Annotated in this window: 17 protein-coding genes; 7 read left to right on the top strand and 10 right to left on the bottom strand. The window is 72.8% G+C overall.

What is annotated here, in order from left to right; genetic code table 11:
* Positions 1 to 4: 4 nt before the first annotated feature.
* Entirely contained in the window at positions 5 to 1,423 is a 1,419-nt protein-coding gene (locus tag J2X63_RS04710) for an MFS transporter (RefSeq protein ID WP_309974400.1), read from the bottom strand.
* Positions 1,424 to 1,479: 56 nt separating this feature from the next.
* Between J2X63_RS04710 and J2X63_RS04705 the strand changes: the two genes are divergently transcribed.
* The gene (locus J2X63_RS04705; protein WP_309974396.1) at positions 1,480 to 2,439 is read left to right on the top strand and encodes a helix-turn-helix domain-containing protein; all 960 of its coding nucleotides are present in this window, start codon (positions 1,480 to 1,482) and stop codon (positions 2,437 to 2,439) included.
* A gap of 23 nt (positions 2,440 to 2,462) precedes the next feature.
* On the opposite strand, the gene J2X63_RS04700 is transcribed toward J2X63_RS04705, so the two are convergent.
* The gene (locus tag J2X63_RS04700) at positions 2,463 to 3,437 is read right to left on the bottom strand and encodes an NADP-dependent oxidoreductase (protein WP_309974394.1); all 975 of its coding nucleotides are present in this window, start codon (positions 3,435 to 3,437) and stop codon (positions 2,463 to 2,465) included.
* A gap of 92 nt (positions 3,438 to 3,529) precedes the next feature.
* On the opposite strand from J2X63_RS04700, the gene J2X63_RS04695 reads away from it, so the two are divergent.
* Positions 3,530 to 4,225, top strand: a complete 696-nt coding sequence (locus J2X63_RS04695; RefSeq protein WP_309974391.1) for a Pr6Pr family membrane protein — start codon at positions 3,530 to 3,532, stop codon at positions 4,223 to 4,225.
* Between the two features lie 23 nt (positions 4,226 to 4,248).
* Here J2X63_RS04695 and J2X63_RS04690 read toward each other — a convergent pair whose 3' ends face one another.
* Positions 4,249 to 5,043 carry an alpha/beta hydrolase gene (locus J2X63_RS04690; RefSeq protein ID WP_309974388.1) on the bottom strand — a complete coding sequence of 265 codons (795 nt, stop codon included), beginning with the start codon at positions 5,041 to 5,043 and terminating at the stop codon, positions 4,249 to 4,251.
* Complete coding sequence (locus tag J2X63_RS04685; RefSeq protein WP_309977795.1) at positions 5,040 to 5,660, bottom strand: YqaJ viral recombinase family protein; 621 nt, start codon at positions 5,658 to 5,660, stop codon at positions 5,040 to 5,042. Before J2X63_RS04685 ends, J2X63_RS04690 begins: the two co-directional genes overlap by 4 nt.
* Positions 5,661 to 5,825: 165 nt before the next feature.
* Here J2X63_RS04685 and J2X63_RS04680 point away from each other — a divergent pair, with 165 nt between their 5' ends.
* Positions 5,826 to 6,290 (top strand): DUF1294 domain-containing protein, encoded by a 465-nt coding sequence (locus tag J2X63_RS04680; protein ID WP_309974386.1) that lies wholly within the window; start codon positions 5,826 to 5,828, stop codon positions 6,288 to 6,290.
* Here the strand turns inward: J2X63_RS04680 and J2X63_RS04675 are convergent.
* A complete protein-coding gene (locus J2X63_RS04675) occupies positions 6,269 to 6,919 on the bottom strand; it encodes an amidase domain-containing protein (RefSeq protein WP_309974383.1) in 651 nt (216 codons plus the stop codon). The genes J2X63_RS04680 and J2X63_RS04675 overlap by 22 nt on opposite strands.
* A 56-nt stretch (positions 6,920 to 6,975) precedes the next feature.
* The gene (locus tag J2X63_RS04670; RefSeq protein WP_309974379.1) at positions 6,976 to 7,728 is read right to left on the bottom strand and encodes an amidase domain-containing protein; all 753 of its coding nucleotides are present in this window, start codon (positions 7,726 to 7,728) and stop codon (positions 6,976 to 6,978) included.
* Between the two features lie 203 nt (positions 7,729 to 7,931).
* Between J2X63_RS04670 and J2X63_RS04665 the strand changes: the two genes are divergently transcribed.
* Together J2X63_RS04665 and J2X63_RS04660 are read left to right on the top strand one after the other, a co-directional pair.
* Positions 7,932 to 8,369, top strand: a complete 438-nt coding sequence (locus tag J2X63_RS04665) for a hypothetical protein (protein WP_309974376.1) — start codon at positions 7,932 to 7,934, stop codon at positions 8,367 to 8,369.
* A 32-nt stretch (positions 8,370 to 8,401) separates the two neighbouring features.
* On the top strand, positions 8,402 to 9,445 hold the full coding sequence (locus tag J2X63_RS04660; protein WP_309974374.1) for an alpha/beta fold hydrolase: 1,044 nt from the start codon (positions 8,402 to 8,404) through the stop codon (positions 9,443 to 9,445).
* 54 nt (positions 9,446 to 9,499) lie between these two features.
* Here J2X63_RS04660 and J2X63_RS04655 read toward each other — a convergent pair whose 3' ends face one another.
* Together J2X63_RS04655 and J2X63_RS04650 are read right to left on the bottom strand one after the other, a co-directional pair.
* Positions 9,500 to 10,168, bottom strand: coding sequence for an ABC transporter ATP-binding protein (locus J2X63_RS04655; RefSeq protein WP_309974372.1), 669 nt, complete (start codon positions 10,166 to 10,168; stop codon positions 9,500 to 9,502).
* A 73-nt stretch (positions 10,169 to 10,241) separates the two neighbouring features.
* The gene (locus J2X63_RS04650; protein ID WP_309974370.1) at positions 10,242 to 11,747 is read right to left on the bottom strand and encodes an ABC transporter permease; all 1,506 of its coding nucleotides are present in this window, start codon (positions 11,745 to 11,747) and stop codon (positions 10,242 to 10,244) included.
* Between the two features lie 198 nt (positions 11,748 to 11,945).
* Here J2X63_RS04650 and J2X63_RS04645 point away from each other — a divergent pair, with 198 nt between their 5' ends.
* Together J2X63_RS04645 and J2X63_RS04640 are read left to right on the top strand one after the other, a co-directional pair.
* Complete coding sequence (locus J2X63_RS04645) at positions 11,946 to 12,689, top strand: response regulator transcription factor (protein WP_309974369.1); 744 nt, start codon at positions 11,946 to 11,948, stop codon at positions 12,687 to 12,689.
* Positions 12,686 to 14,290 (top strand): ATP-binding protein, encoded by a 1,605-nt coding sequence (locus J2X63_RS04640; RefSeq protein ID WP_309974367.1) that lies wholly within the window; start codon positions 12,686 to 12,688, stop codon positions 14,288 to 14,290. Before J2X63_RS04645 ends, J2X63_RS04640 begins: the two co-directional genes overlap by 4 nt.
* Here J2X63_RS04640 and J2X63_RS04635 read toward each other — a convergent pair.
* Both J2X63_RS04635 and J2X63_RS04630 read right to left on the bottom strand, forming a co-directional pair.
* On the bottom strand, positions 14,273 to 14,821 hold the full coding sequence (locus J2X63_RS04635) for a MarR family transcriptional regulator (RefSeq protein ID WP_309974365.1): 549 nt from the start codon (positions 14,819 to 14,821) through the stop codon (positions 14,273 to 14,275). The genes J2X63_RS04640 and J2X63_RS04635 overlap by 18 nt on opposite strands.
* A 131-nt stretch (positions 14,822 to 14,952) precedes the next feature.
* Positions 14,953 to 15,405 carry a MarR family winged helix-turn-helix transcriptional regulator gene (locus J2X63_RS04630; RefSeq protein ID WP_309974364.1) on the bottom strand — a complete coding sequence of 151 codons (453 nt, stop codon included), beginning with the start codon at positions 15,403 to 15,405 and terminating at the stop codon, positions 14,953 to 14,955.
* Position 15,406 lies beyond the last annotated feature (1 nt).

Genomic DNA, 15,406 nt, shown 5'->3' with positions numbered 1-15,406 from the left:
GTACTCAGGTGGGCTGCGGCAACGCGGCCTTCGCGGCCGCGGCCCGGGCGATCGCCCACGTGCCGAGGCCGGAGGCGAGGAACACCACGGCGAGGATCGCCCAGCCGCCGAACCCGAACGTCAGCGCGGTCGACGTGACGAAGAGGGGCGAGACCATCGCGCCGAGCGAGTACCCCATCGAGAACACGCCCTGATAGGTGCCCGCCTGCACGGGATCGGCGAGCTCGAAACTGAGGCCCCAGCCGCCGGCCTGCGAGAGCACCTCGGCGAACGCGTGGGTGACGGCGGCCGTGACGATCACCGCGGCCGCGAATCCGGCCGGCAGCCCGGCGGCGGCGGCGTAGACCAGGCAGGCGGCGGCCATGAGCCACGCCGCGAGGGCCGAGACGCGGCCCGCTCGCCGGAGGTCGTGGGTGCCGCGCGAGAGCGGCACCTGGAACAGCACCACGATGGTCGTGTTGAGGATGAGCACCACCGCGACGAGCACCTCGGGGGCGGCCGTGTCGTTCGCGATCCACAGGGGTACGCCGACCTCGCCGACGCCGAACTGCATGCCGAAGACCGCGCTGAGCGCGCTGAGGGCGAGGTAGCGGGGGTCGCGCCACGGCGAGTGGGCGCGGCGGGCGCGGCGTTCGGCACGAGCGGATGCCGCGACATCCGTCGACCCGGTCGCCGTGGTGATCACCGCGGCCTCCGTCGCGACCCGCTTCGGTGCGTCGACGTAGGCGGGGAGCCGCACGAGCTGGGTGACGCCCGCGAGGTACATCACGCCGGCGCCGACGATGATCCAGCGGTAGGCGTCGGCCGTGCCGGCGAGCAGCGCGACGGCGCCGATGCCCGACCCGACCGCGATGGCGACGTTCGTCACCGTGCGCAGCACCGCGCGGGCGTGCACCCGGCTCTCGCCGTCGAAGGCGCGGGCGATGATCGCCATGCGGGTGGAGTTGGCGGCCTGCTCGACGGCGCCGACCAGCACGGCGATCACGAGGGCCGTGACGAAGTCGTGGGCGAACACGTAGCAGACGAGCCCGATGCCGTCGACGATGGAGAGCACGATGAGCAGCCGCTTCGCGCTCGTGCGGTCGGCGAGCCAGCCGCCGGCCAGCGACGACAGCACGCCCGCTGCGCTCGCGGCGCCGAGCACGATCGCCACCTCGTGAGGTGCGAGGCCGACGATGAGGGTGAAGTAGAGCACCGTCACCGTGAGGAAGATGCCCCGGCCGACCCGGCTGATGAGGGTGGCGATGACGAGGATGCGCAACACGGGATCGGCGAGCGAGCCGAGGATGCGCCGGAAGAGCTTCGGTCGGTCGGCGTGCGTGGATTCCGTCGCTGTCGCCTCGTCCGAGGCGGCGGATGCGTCGTCGAGGTCGGGCTGGATGACGGGGAGGGTGCCGGTGTCCGGGGTGGGGGTCGCGCTCACGTCTCAGTTCTGCCAGAGCTGCGGGGGCGGTCGAAATCGATGTAGCGTTGGGCTACATGTTGAGGTACCTGCTGACCGAGGACGACGTCGGCAGCGTGCGCTTCGGCATCTCGCCGCTCTGCGAGCTGGGGCTCTCGCTTCGGGCGATCAAGGAGCCCGCGCGCTTCCCGCTGCAGCTCGGCTGGTTGCGCCGCACTGAGGAGGCGCGGGCCCGCCTCGACCTCCACACGCTCTCGGGGCTCATCGATGAGCGGATGTGGACGCCCGACTTCCTGAACCCGCGTCCGAGCTCGCCGCTCACCCGTCTCGAGGACGAGTTCGCCGGCCTCCTCGAGACACCGCCAGAGGTCTTCCGGCGCGACCTCATCGCCGTGCACGGGCACGTGCCGGAGGTCTTCGCGGGATCCGCCGGGGCTTCGCTCCGGCGCATCGCCCGGGCGCTGCGGCAGCTCTGGGAGACGTGCTTCGAACCGTACTGGCCGCGCATGCGCGCCGTACTCGAGGCGGACGTCGTGTACCGCGGCCGCCAGATCGCGCAGGCCGGCGTGGCGACCATGCTCAACGGGCTCTCGGAGCGCATCGAGTACGACCGCGGCGTCGTCGCCGTGCGCCTGCACGACCCCGCCGACCGCACGATCGCCATCGACGGCAACGGGCTGACGCTCGTGCCGACCATGTTCACCCGGCGGGCCTCCGCGCCGGTGGGCGATGGGCCGCCGATGATCATATACTCCGCCCGCGGCCAGGGCGCGCTGTGGGAGACGGAGCACGTCGCCAACCCGGCCGCCGTCGTCGCGGTCCTGGGCCAGACCCGGGCGGGCCTGCTCGCGGCGCTCGGCGAGCCCGCCTCGTCGACCGAGCTCGGCGTGCGCCTCGGCGTCACCGCGTCGGCCGTGAACCAGCACCTGCGCGTGCTCCGGGACGCGGGCCTGCTCGTGAGCACCAGGTACGGCCGCAGCGTGCTCTACCTCCGCAGCGAGCTCGGCAGCGCCCTGCTCGAGTCGCGCGCCGGCTGACGCGGTGTGGTCCGTGACGCGCCCTACGCCGGATCCGCCCCCACCCGCAGCACGACCTTGCCGCGCACGTGCCCGCCCTCGAGCAGCCGGTGCGCCTCGGCGCCCTCGGCGAGCGGCAGCTCGCGGTCCACGTGCACGCGCACGGAGCCGTCGTCGATGAGCCGCGTGATCACCGCCAGCGTGCGCGCGTCGGGCGACACCGAGTACCCGGTGGCACGGATGCCGCGGGCGGCCGCCTCGTCGGCCATGGTGGGCCACGACCCGGTGGGCACGTTCACGACGAGCCCGTGGGGGCGCAGCACGTCGAGCGACCTCGTGCCGGTGTCATCGGCGACGTTGCCGATGAGGTCGATGACGACGTCCTGCTCGGAGGCGACCTGCTCGAACCGTTCCGAGGTGTAGTCGATGACATGGCGGGCGCCGAGCGACCGCACGAAGTCCACATTGCGGGCCGAGCAGGTCGCCGTGACCTCCGCGCCGAAGTAGGCCGCGAGCTGCACCGCGAAGTGCCCGACGCCGCCGGATGCCGCGTGCACCAGCATCCGCTGCCCCTCATGTGCGCGCGCCGTGTCGATCACCGCGCCCCAGGCCGTGAGGGCGGCGAGCGGCACCGCGGCCGCCTCGGCGAAGCCCAGCGACGCGGGCATCGGAGCGACGCTCAGCGACGACACGGCGATGAACTCGGCGTAGCTGCCCCCGAGCCGCGGCACTCGGCCCATGCCGTAGACGCGGTCGCCGGGCTGCAGCGGGTGCGCCGCGTACGGCACCGCTTCGACCACCCCGGCGAAGTCGTTGCCCAGCACCGCGGGATACGAGCCGATCGCCGCGGCGACTCCGCGGCCCGCCCGGGTCTTCGCGTCGATGGGGTTCACGCCGGCCGCCACCACCCGCACGACGACCTCGTCGCTCACGCGGGTGGGCCGCGGCACCTCCGCGAGGTGCAGCTCGTCGGCCTCCCCGGTGCGATCGATCACGAGCGCCTGCATCGTCTCGGCCATCGGCACTTCCTCCCCGTCGGCATCCCCACGCACCACTATGCTGCACACAGTGCGCCGCGGGGCCGACGGATGCGGCGGGGACGGGGATTTCCGTGAGGCGACTGTTCGGGGTGCTGCGGCTGCTGGCGGCTGCGGCGATCATCGTGGCGATCGTGGGCCAGTTCGCGCAGAGCTGGTCGATGGTGAGCGATCGACTCGCGTTCGTCGTGAACTTCTTCAGCTTCTTCACGATCCTCTCGAACGCCCTCTCGGCGATCGTGCTGCTCGTCGGCGCGTGGTACGCGTTCGCCCGGCGCGTCGACCCGGCCGCCTACAACCTGGTGCGCGCGTGCGTGGTCACCTACATGGCCACGACCTTCGTCGTCTACAACCTGCTCCTCCGCGAGATCTCGCTCGACCAGGCGACGACCGTGCCGTGGTCGAACGAGATCCTGCACGTGTGGGCGCCGCTCTACCTCATCGCCGACTGGGTGCTCGCGCCCGGACGCCGCCGCGTCGAGTGGCGGCGGCTCTGGACCATCGCGATCTTCCCCATCGCCTGGGCGGTGTACTCGATGATCCGGGGCGCGATCGTCGGCTGGTACCCGTATCCGTTCCTGGACCCGGCGCAGCAGGCGGGCTACGGCGGCGTGGCCGTGTACGTCATCGCCATCGCGGCCTTCATCCTGCTGGTCGGCGCGGGCATCATCGCCCTGAGCCGCACCCCATGGCCGCATGAACCCGATGAGCCGACGGCCGCCGCACCGCCGGGGCGTCCCGGCGAACGCGAGGGCGTCACCTCCGCCTGAGCCGGGGCCCGGGCCGGCGGGGCTCAGTCGCGCTGCAGCCAGCGGGCCACGCGCTCGCGGAGCACGCTCGTCTGCTGGGCCTGGCCGTCATCGCGGGCGGGCACGAGCTCGAGCATCGTGTGCAGGCCGCCGGCCCAGCGCTCGGCGATCCCGAAGGGGTGCACCGGGTCTCGGGGTGCGCCGACCACGAGCGAGCGGATGCCGCGTGCCGTCAGCTCCTCGAGCTCCGCGTCGTCGGCGAACGCCCGGTTGCGCGGGATCTCGACGAGGCGCATGGACCGGCGTGCGGCATCCGGTGCCTGGAACTGGGCGAGGAGCGCTCGGCCGCCGGCAGGGGTGGCCGACGCGATCTCGCGGTAGATCGCCCGCTCCTGGAACTCGTCGGCGCCGGCCGGACCCGCATCGGCGAGGAGCTGCCCGATCACGGGGAAGGGCCGCAGGTTCTCGGGCAGCGAGCGGTCGTCGAAGGCGGGCCGCACGAACACCGCACGGCGCACGGGCAGCAGGCCGAGCAGCGCGATGCGCAGGGCGAGCGCCGCACCCATCGAGATGCCGATCAGCGTGACGGCGTCATCGGGGTCGCCATGCCCGGCGTGGGCCTCGACGAGCGACGCCGGCACCTGCTCGCAGACCTCGGCGGCGAGCCGGTCGAGATGGAAGTCGCCGGGTTCCCCGACCGCGAGGAACCCGCCGTGGGCCCGCACGTCGGGAGCGACGATCAACTCATCGGGCCCGGAGACCGCCTGCACGACGGGTTCGAAGATGCCGAGCGGCTGCCGGCGGTCGGACCCGAGCCCGTGCAGGAGGACGGTCGTCACGCCAACGCACCCGGACGATAGACGGAACGCGCGGGGTCGTCGGGCCGCAGGGCGAGGAGCAGCTCCTCGGCGAGGTGCACGAGGATCGCGATCTGGTCGTCGTCGCGGTCGACCCAGCAGCACCGCGGCTCGTCGGCGACGGGAATGAAGTCGTCGTGCTGCTCCCACACGACGAGGGTGCGCTCGGCGCCGAGCACGTACTGCTGCCACCACACCTGGCGCAGGTAGCCGCGCGGCACGCCCCGCCACGGGCGCGAGGTCGTCTTGATCTCGCACAGCTCGGGGGTGCCGTCGGCGGTGACCCGCAGCCCGTCGGGCGTGGCGAGATGACGGCGGTCGGATGCCGCGTGGAACAGCAGCGACGACGGCTCGATGCCGTGCGTGCTGCGCACCCACTCGGCGATCACCGGCTCGCGTTCGCGTCCGTGGTCGGTGAAGCGGCTGCCGCCGAAGCGGCCCCCACTGCCGTGGAGCTTCTCCCACGCGGCGGAGCGCACCGCCGAGCGCGACGAGAGCTTCGCGGCATCCGTCGCCGTCACGCCCCGGGAGCGGGCCCGGAGCCACGCGACCCGGTCGCTCGCGTCGGCGACGATGCGCTGCTCGTGCGCATGCCGCACGGGCGGCGGGGGGAAGCGGACCGCCGTCGCCGTGCCCTCGAGGTCGAAGAGGGCGAACGGGGTGTCGGGCACCTCCCGAGCGTACCGCGCACCGACCCCGCTCGGCCGGTGGCGCGGCGCGTCGCGGCGCGGTGGGTGACGGTGCGCGGCCATAGCATCGGGGCCATGCCCTCCGCCACCAGACCGCGCGCCGGCGGCCCCGCGCCCGCTCGCCCCGACCGCGACCTCTCGCGTCCGCTGCCCGCGTCGCTGAGCTGGACGGTGCTCGTCCTGTTCGTCGGCGCGCTGGCGATCGCCATCGCCGCATCCGAGCTCCCGTGGTGGCTCGCCGCCTGGTACGCGGCGGTGAGCGTCGTGGCGTTCGCGGTGTACGGCGCCGACAAGGCGGCCGCGCGGCGGGCCGCTCCGCGGGTGTCCGAGCGCACCCTGCTCGCCCTCGGGCTCGTCGGTGGCTGGCCCGGCGCGCTCGTCGCGCAGCAGGTGTTCCGCCACAAGACGCGCAAGCGCACGTTCCGGCGGGCGTTCTGGGCGACGGTGGTGTGCAACGTCGTCGCACTGGGGCTGCTCATCGCCTGGCTCGCCGGCGGACCCGCGCTGCTGGGCGCCGGCTACTCGGGGATGCTCCAGTAGTACGCGACGCCGTGGGGATGCTGCTCGGTGATCGACCATTCGACGGAGCGGTTCCACGTGGCATCCGTGTGCCCCGCGTACTCGAGGTCGATCGAGCCGTCGTCCTCGGTCACGACCGCCGTGATGACACCGGTGTGGTCGCGATCGCCCGAGTCGTCCCAGTCGAACTGCACGATGTCGCCGACCTTCACCTGGTCGCGCTGGTCGTCGGTGAGCGGCGTGGCCCGCTCGGGATGCCGCAGGAGATAGTCCCTGAGCATGGTGGAGCTGATCCAGGCGTCCGATGAGGCGTACGCGTCGCCGCCCTCGTCGTACCACCACTCGTCATCGGTGGCCCAGCCGCGGGCGAGGAGGGTCTGGCTGGTGAAGTTCACGCAGTCGTTCTCGTCGATCACGCCGAAGCGCTCGGCGTCGGGGTCGTCCCAGTGCGCGTAGGCGTACTCGAGCTGGGCTGCGACCGACGGGCTGAGGCCCGACGTGTCGAGGGCGGGCACGCCGGATGCCGCGGAGTCCTGCTGCCCGACGGCCCACGCGATGGTGGCGCCGCCCGTGACGAGCACCGCCACGGCGACGGCCGCCACGAGGGCACGGCGTCGGCGGAACACGCGGGTCTGTTCGGGAGTCGGCATCGCTTCGAGCGTAGGCAGGCATTGCTGCCGATCCGATCGGCCGCGCCCGGGTGTCGCTACTCCGCGATGCTCCAGTACGTCGCGGAGCCGCCGGGGTGCAGCACGGAGATCGCGTAGTCGACCGAGCGGTCCCACGTGGCATCCGTGTGGCCGGCGTAGGCGATGGCGATCGTGCCGTCGCTGCGGGGGATGACCGCCGTGACGATGCCGGTGTGATCGCGGTCGCCCGAACCGTCCCAGTCGAACTGCACGAGGTCGCCCGGCTTCACCTGCTCCCGCTGGTCGTCGCTGAGCTCGGTGGCGAGCTCGGGATGCTGCTCGAGGTACTCCATGAGCGCCGTCGAGCTGACCCACGCCGGGGCGCTGGCATATCCGTCGCCGTCGGCCGAGTACCACCACTCGTCGTCCTCGCTGAGGCCGCGGGCGAGCAGCGACTGGCTCGCGAAGTTGGCGCAGTCGTTGTCGTCGAGGAATCCGAACGTGTCGTCCTCCGTCGACTGCCAGTGGTCGCGCACGTACGCCAGCTGCGCGGCCACGGCCGGGCCGTAGGCCGAGAGCGCCTCGTCGGAGTCGTCGACGCCGAGCTGCTCGGCGTTCGGGTCCTCGGCGGGGGAGGGCACCGACTCGGCCCCCGACGCGCCGGTCGGTCGGGAGGCCGTGTTGTCGGCGGCGTCGGGCTGCGACGTGAGGGCGGTGGCGACGGCGACGCCTCCGGCGAGGAGGCCGCCGGTCACGAGGATGGCGGTGGAGACGAGCAGGAGACGGCGGTTGCGCTGGGCGGAATGGGACGGCTTCGCGAATTCGGGCATCGGTCTCGACGGTACGGGGTGGTTCCTGTGAACCCCCCGGACGGGGGCCATCACCGCGTGACGTCAGCGCTCGGTGACCGTGCCGATGGCCCGAACGGGCCACGCCCGCGTGGCCCGAACGCGCGATGCCGCGGGGGTGGTGCCGGGCGTGGAATCGAAGGGTCGAGCCGTCCGACCGGCCGGCAGCACCCCAGGGAGGGACCATGACCACGACCACGACCGCCACCACGACCGCGTCCACCCACGCCGCCGCGGTGCACGCCGATGACGCCGCCGAGCGACGAGCACGGGCGTCCATCGCATTCGGCCGCCGACGCGGCTACTACCGCGTGCTGTTCGAATCCGGGCCGGTGGATGCCGCGGAGTTCGCCGTGCTCGCCGGCATCCCCGAGTCGAGCGCCGGCACCTGGCTGGCGGAACAACTCGCGGCGGGGATCCTCCGCGCGGTCCTCGCGCCCGACGGGCGGCACGATGAGTTGCTGCTGCCCGGCGAGTACGTCCCGATCCTCCTCGGTGACGACGGCGAGTCCGAACTCGACGGCGCCCGGCGGCTGCTCCAGGAGCATCGCGACGCGCTGCCGCACGTGCTCCGGTCCCCGCCCACCTTCGCGGATGCCGCGCGGGCCGCGCGACCGCTGTAGTCCGAGCATCCCTCGCTCTCTAGACTCGGGCCGTGGACCTCGAGGACCAGGTCATCCGCTACGCCGAGCGCGACGGGGCGTCCATCGCGTGGGCGGCCGTCGGAGACGGGCCGCCGCTCGTCATCGGCGGCTGGTGGTCGAGCCACCTCGAGCTCGACTGGCGGAACGCGAGGTTCCGGCGATTCACGGGGGCGCTGGCCCGGCACCGCACCGTCATCCGATACGACCGCCCGGGCGCCGGCGTGTCCGATCGCCGTGGCCTCCCTGCCCGGACCTTGGACGAGGAGCTCGCGACGCTCGAGGCGCTCGTGGACGAGGCCGCACCGGGCAGGATCTCGCTCTTCGGCGCGTCGTCGGGCTCCGGTGTCGCGTCATTGTACGCGGCGCGGCATCCCGACCGTGTGGACCGCCTCGTGCTGTACGGCTCCTATGCCCGCGGTGTCGACCTCGCACCGCCGGCCGCGCGTGAGGCCATGCTGTCGATCATCGAGCAGCACTGGGGCCTCGGCTCCCGCGTGCTCGGCGACCTGTTCCTCCCCGGCGCGACGGCCGACGAACGTGCCGAGTTCGTCGAGTTCCAGCGGCGCTCGGCCTCGCGCGAGGTCGCGCTCGCGTCGCTCCGCGCGGTGTACGACTTCGACTCCACCGGGCATCTCGGCGACGTGCTCGCCCCCACGCTCGTGCTGCATCGCCGCAACGATCGGGCCATCCCCTTCGCCCTCGGCAAGGACGTCGCGCGCCGCATCCGCGACGCGCGCTTCGTGGCGCTCGAGGGCGACGACCACTTCCCCTGGCGCGGCGATGCCGATGCGGTGGTGCGCGAGACGCTCGCGTTCCTCGGGGTGCCCGTCGAGCCTGCGCAGGCACCGCGTGCGGCGACTCGCGGAGAGCTCACCGATCGCGAGCGGGAGGTCCTTCGGCTCGTGGCGCTCGGCCAGACCGACGCCGAGATAGCGGCGCAGCTCGTGCTCTCCACCCACACGGTGCATCGCCACATCGCGAACATCCGCACGAAGCTCGACGTCCCGTCCCGCACCGCCGCGGCCGCGTGGGCCCTGCGCAACGAGGTCATCTAGCAGCCTTCGCGCACCGAGGTGCTCGATATCCGGAACCCGTGCCGGCGCTCGGCCTCAGCGCTCGTTGACCGTGCCGAGCTTGATGTGCAGGCGGCGCTCGGCGCGCCTGGCGACGGCCGAGTCGTGCGTGACGATCACGAGCGTGAGTCCCCGGTCGCGCCACAGGCCTTCGAGCAGGTCCATGATCTCGTCGCGGGTCTCCTCGTCCAGGTTGCCGGTGGGCTCGTCGGCGAGGAGCACGTCGGGTTCCTTCACGAGGGCGCGCGCGATCGCGACCCGTTGCTGCTGGCCGCCCGAGAGCTCGCCGGGCATGTGGCCGGCGCGATCGGCGAGCCCGACGGAGGCGAGCGCGTCGACCGCTCGCCTGCGCCGCTCCTCGGCCCGGACACCGAGCGGCGCGAGCGCCGTCTCGACGTTCTCCTGTGCGGTGAGGGTCGGGATGAGGTTGAATCCCTGGAAGACGAACCCGATCTCCTGGGCGCGGATGCCGCCGAGCTTGCGGTCGGGCAGATGCGAGAGCTCCGCGTCGCCGAGGGTGAGGCGCCCTGACGTCGGCCGGTCCAGTGCGCCGAGCATCTGCAGCAGGGTGGACTTGCCGCCGCCGGTCGGGCCCTGGATCGCGACGAGCTGGCCCGACGGGATGGAGAGCGTCACGTCCTGCAGGGCGGTGACGCGGCGCTTGGACTGCGAATAGGTCTTCGAGACGTGCTCGAGCGTGTACATGGGGGGTCCTTCCTGGACGTTGGTGGATCGACGGGTCTCGAGGGCGGTGGTGGGGGCGCCGAGCGGGACGGGCTCAGGCGACGCTGCGCAGCGCCTCGGCCGGCCGAAGGCGCGACGCGCGCCAGCCGCCGATCGCGCCGGCCAGCAGGCCGCCGAGCACGGCGAGCCCGATGGCGATCGCGATCACCGAGATGGTCACCGGCGCGTTCAGCACGACCTCGGTGGTGGAGCCCGCGGCATCCGCCAGTCGATCGCCGAAGGGGCCGGCTGCGGTGGGTCCGCCGGCCGTGACCGCACCGCCGGGCATGGGGCCCGTCGTGGCACTGCCGCCGAGCGTCGGGGCGATGAGGTTGATCACCCAGATGCCGGCGAGGCCCAACACGAGGCCGGCGGCCCCGCCGATGAGGCCCTGCACGAGCGACTCGCCGGCCACCTGCCCGACGACGCGGCGGTTCGACCAGCCGATGGCCTTCAGCGTGCCGAACTCCCGGGTGCGCCGCGTGACGCCCTGGATCGTGAAGAGGATCGCGATGAGGAACGCGGCGACGAGCACGGCGAGCGAGAGCCACAGCCCGAGGTTCGAGACGAGGGTCGACGCCGTCGACAGCGAGCCCGACACCGAGGCGGCGAGGTCGGCCTGCGTCGACACGGTCGCGTCGGGGAGCGCCTCCTCGAGGTCGGCCTGCACGTCGGCGATGCGGTCGGACGATTCCGCCTGCACGTAGAGGTCGCTGACCTGACCGTCGAGGCCCGAGAGCGACTGGGCCAGGTCGAGCGGGATGTACACGTTCGACGCGGTCGCGGCATCCGCCGACGTGGACGTCACCGTGCCGACGATCTCGAACTCCGTACCACCCACGTCGATGGCGTCGCCGACCGCGAGGTCGGCGCTCGTGGCGTACGACGCGTCGAGCACGGCCACGGCCTGTCCGGCGTCCGCCGCCTCGAGCCCGCGCCCCTCGGCGAGCTCCACCGACGACAGCGGGCCGACCGCGGCGGCCGCAGGGTCGATGCCGAGCACCGTGAAGCTGTCGACGTCGAACGCACTTCCGCCGGCCCCATCGAAGCCCCCGGTCGGCGGCTGCTGCGCGGTCGCGTCGCCGCCTCCGCCGTCGGCGGGCGGCGTGCCCTCGTCGCGGGTCGCGAACTGCGGCATCTCACCCGAGAAGGTCAGGTTCGTCAACGACAGGGCAGCGGATGCCGCGGCCACGCCGTCGACCTCGGTCGCCGTCTCCAGCGCCGACGCGTCGAAGGTGCTCGAGCCGAAGCCGGCGGTGAGCCGCGACTGGCTGACCTCGGTGGAATCACCGGACGCGGTGCCGTCGTCGGCGCCGAACTCGAAGCGCCCGGGGCCGGCGCCCGCCTCGCCCTCGGCGGGCGGAGTGGGCTCCTGCGACACGGTGAGGTCGGTGCCGACGCCGTAGACGGACTGCAGCACCGCTGCCTGCGCGTCGCGCACTCCCGACGCCACGGAGTTCACGATGATGACGAGCGCGATCGCGAGCGCCATGCCGATCGCGACGATCGAGGTCTGCCTGCGGCGCCCGGCGAGCTCGCGCCGGAGGGAGGTGAAGAACATGGGTCTCCTCTGAGGTCGTGGGGGAGGCCGCCCCGGGCAGGACGCCGATTGCGACGCTAGGCAGCCGGGCTATGGGGGGTCACTGGCCCCACGATGAATCGCCTATGCGTCGGCGGCGTCGCGGGCCTCGGCGCCGAGCTGCGGCATCCGCTCATCTGCGTCATAGGGAACGCATAGGCCGAAGCGGATACTGGAGACATGAGCACCGCGCCGACCGCCCAGCACCGCGCCCCGATCACGAAGGGCGACGGCTCGATGGTGCGAGTGCTCGTCGTCGACGACGAGCACTCGCTGACCGAGCTCCTGAAGATGGCCCTGCGCTACGAGGGCTGGGACGTGCGCACCGCTGCCGACGGGTTCAGCGCAGTGAAGGTCGCGCGCGAGTTCCGCCCCGACGCCATCGTGCTCGACATCATGCTCCCCGACATCGACGGGCTCGAGGTGCTGCAGCGCGTTCGCGCCGACGGCACCGAGACGCCCGTGCTCTTCCTCACCGCGAAGGACTCGCTCGACGACCGCATCGCGGGGCTCACCGCCGGCGGCGACGACTACGTCACCAAGCCGTTCAGCCTCGAGGAGGTGGTCGCGCGCCTGCGCGGACTCATCCGGCGCTCGACCCTCACCCTCGCGCAGGCGAAGGACCCCGTGCTCACCGTCGGCGACCTCACCCTCGACGAGGACTCCTACGAGGTCGCCCGAGCGGGCACGCCCATCGAGCTCACCGCCACCGAGTTCGAGCTGCTGCGCTTCCTCATGCGCAATCCCCGCCGGGTGCTCTCGAAGGCGCAGATCCTCGACCGCGTGTGGTCGTACGACTTCGGCGGCAAGGAGTCGGTCGTCGAGCTCTACATCTCTTACCTCCGCAAGAAGATCGACGCCGGCCGCGAGCCGATGATCCACACGGTCCGTGGCGCCGGGTACATGCTCAAGGCCGTCGGATGACCAGGCCCGGCGACCCCGGTCACGCCGCCGCGTCGCGTGAGGAGGCGGCGATCCACGAGACGACGGATGCCCCGCGCCGACGCTTCACCTGGACGCTGCACCGGCGGCTCCTCGTCATCGTCGCCGGCCTGCTGGTGGCCGTGAGCGCCGTCGTCGGCGTGGTGAGCGTGGCCGTGTTCCACGAGTCGTCGGTCGCGCGCCTCGACGCGAACCTCAAGGCGGCGTCCTCACGAGCCGACGACGCAACCGGGCCCGGCATCCCCGGAGATCCCGGTCGCACTGTCGGTGCGTTCCTCAGCGTGCCGGGCCAGCCGGAGGGCACGCTCGGCGGCATCGTCATCGGCGGCGACGTCACCGCCGCGGTGATCGACGACGGCCAGATCCAGACCCTCGCCCCGGGCGCGGCACAGGAACTCGCCGACGTGCCGCCCGACCGAACCGCCCACACCATCGAGGCGGGGGCGCTCGGCGACTACCGCGCGCTCGCCGTCGAGACGCAGCCAGGGGTGAACATCGTCCTCGCCCTGCCGCTCGCCGAGGTCAATGCCTCGACGACCCAGCTGGCGCTCACCATCGCCATCGTCGCGATCGTCGGGCTCATGATCGCGCTCGTCATCGGCTCGTCCGTGATCCGCCGGGCGCTCAGCCCGCTCGCCCAGGTCACCGCGACCGCCCAGCGCGTGTCGAACCTGCCACTCGACCGCGGCGACGTCGCACTCGCCGAGCGGGTCAGGGTCGACGACGAGGGCACCGAGGTCGGCCGGCTCGGCACCGCGTTCAACCGCATGCTCGGGCACGTGGCATCCGCCCTCTCGGCGCGCGAGCAGAGCGAGCAGAAGGTGCGCCGCTTCGTCGCCGACGCAAGCCACGAACTTCGCACGCCGCTCGCCTCGATCCGCGGCTACGCGGAGCTGACGCGCCTGCACGGCGGTGAGCTGCCGCCCGACGTGACGCACGCGATCGGACGCATCGAGTCCGAGTCGGTGCGCATGACCGAGCTCGTCGAGGACCTGCTGCTGCTCGCGCGGCTCGACGAAGGTCGCGAGCTCGCAGCCCGGCCCGTCGACCTCGGCCGTGTCGTGGTCGAGGCGGTCGGCGATGCGCAGGCCGCGGGGCCTGACCACGACTGGGAGGTGCGGCTGCCGGATGCCGCGACCGTCGTCGTCGGCGACGAGCCGCGCCTGCGACAGGTCGTCACGAACCTGCTCGCCAACGCCCGGGTGCACACGCCCGACGGCACGAGCGTGGTCGCCTCGCTTGCTCGTGACGGTTCCGACGTGGTGCTCACCGTCGAGGACGACGGACCCGGCATCCCGCCCGAGCTCGTCGGCTCGCTCTTCGAACGGTTCGTGAGGGGCGACTCGTCGCGGTCCCGCCGGGCCGGCAGCACGGGGCTCGGGCTGGCGATCGTGCAGGCCGTGGTCGGCGCCCACCACGGCGACGTGTCGGTCTCGAGCGAGCCCGGCGCCACGCGGTTCACGGTGCGGTTGCCCGCCGCGTCCGCCGAGGAGCCGGCGTCGGCCGACAACGAGCTCGGCCGGGTGCCGGCGGACGAGGCCGACGGGGTGGACGCGGGGGAGCGGTCAGTCGCCGGTCGCTGAGGCCGCGCCTGCCTCGGGTACACGGTCGTTCGCGTCGGACTCGGCGCCCTCCTGTTCAGCGCCGTCCTCGACCACTTCGCTGCCGAGCCGCCCGAGGAGGGTGGCGAGCGTCTCGACGTCGTCGCCCGACCACGTGCGCAGCCGCGCGTAGAGGCGCTGCTGCATGCGCGAGCCCTTCTGCTCGACGCTCGCGATCGCCTCGTCCGTCGCCTCGACGAAGCGGGCTCGCCCGTCGTCGGGGTCGGCGACGACCCGGGCCAGCCCGAGCGACTCGAGGTGCTTCACCTGGCGGCTCACGACGCTCTTGTCGATCTCGAAGACCTCGGCGATCGCGCCGGCGTGCATGCGCCCGCGGCGCACGAGCGCCGACAGGATCTTGTAGCCGACCGGCTGGAGGTCGGGGTGCACTGCGGCGGCCGCCTCCTTCCAGACGAGCCGCACCCGGCCGAAGAGGCGGCGGAGCTGCTCCTCGACCGACGCGATCTCGTCGTCGGTGGCCGTGCGGGCGGCGCTCGAGGCGGTGTCGGTCATGCGGGCGATCCTATTCGGCTCGAGGGCGCCTGTCGCGACGGGTCGGACATCCTCCATGAACGAGCGAAGGCCCGCACTCCGGGGGGAGGGCGGGCCTTCGTCGCGTTCGAGGGGCGATCGGGCGAGGGAGGTCAGGCGTCGCCGAGGCTCCGCAGCAGGCTCGCGAAGCTCCGCAGCTCCGCCTCGGGGTGACCGGCGAGCACGTCGCGCAGCCGCTGCTGGTTGCGGTCGCGCACGCCCTGCACCGCGTCGAGCGCGTTCCGCGTGGCGACGAGCACGCGCACTCGGCCGTCGGTCTCGTCGGGACGCGTCTCGACGAGACCGAGCTCCTCGAGCATGCGGATCTGGCGGCTCACGACCGACTTGTCCATGTCGAACATGTCAGCCAGCACGTGCGCGTTGGTCGTGCCCAGCCGGGTGATCGCGGAGATGAGCTTGTAGCCGGCCGGCGGCAGGTCGGGATGCACCTGCTCGGCCGACTCCTTCCAGACCGTGCGGATGCGGCTGAACAGCATGCTCAACTGCTCCTCGACGTCGGCGATGGCCTCGTCGGTACGGTCGGGAACCTCGATCGCGAGCGTCATG

The organism is Agromyces sp. 3263 (genome assembly GCF_031456545.1).
GTDB lineage: Bacteria > Actinomycetota > Actinomycetes > Actinomycetales > Microbacteriaceae > Agromyces.
Note: the sequence above shows the minus strand (reverse complement) of the source record. Positions and strands in the feature narration are given on the sequence as shown.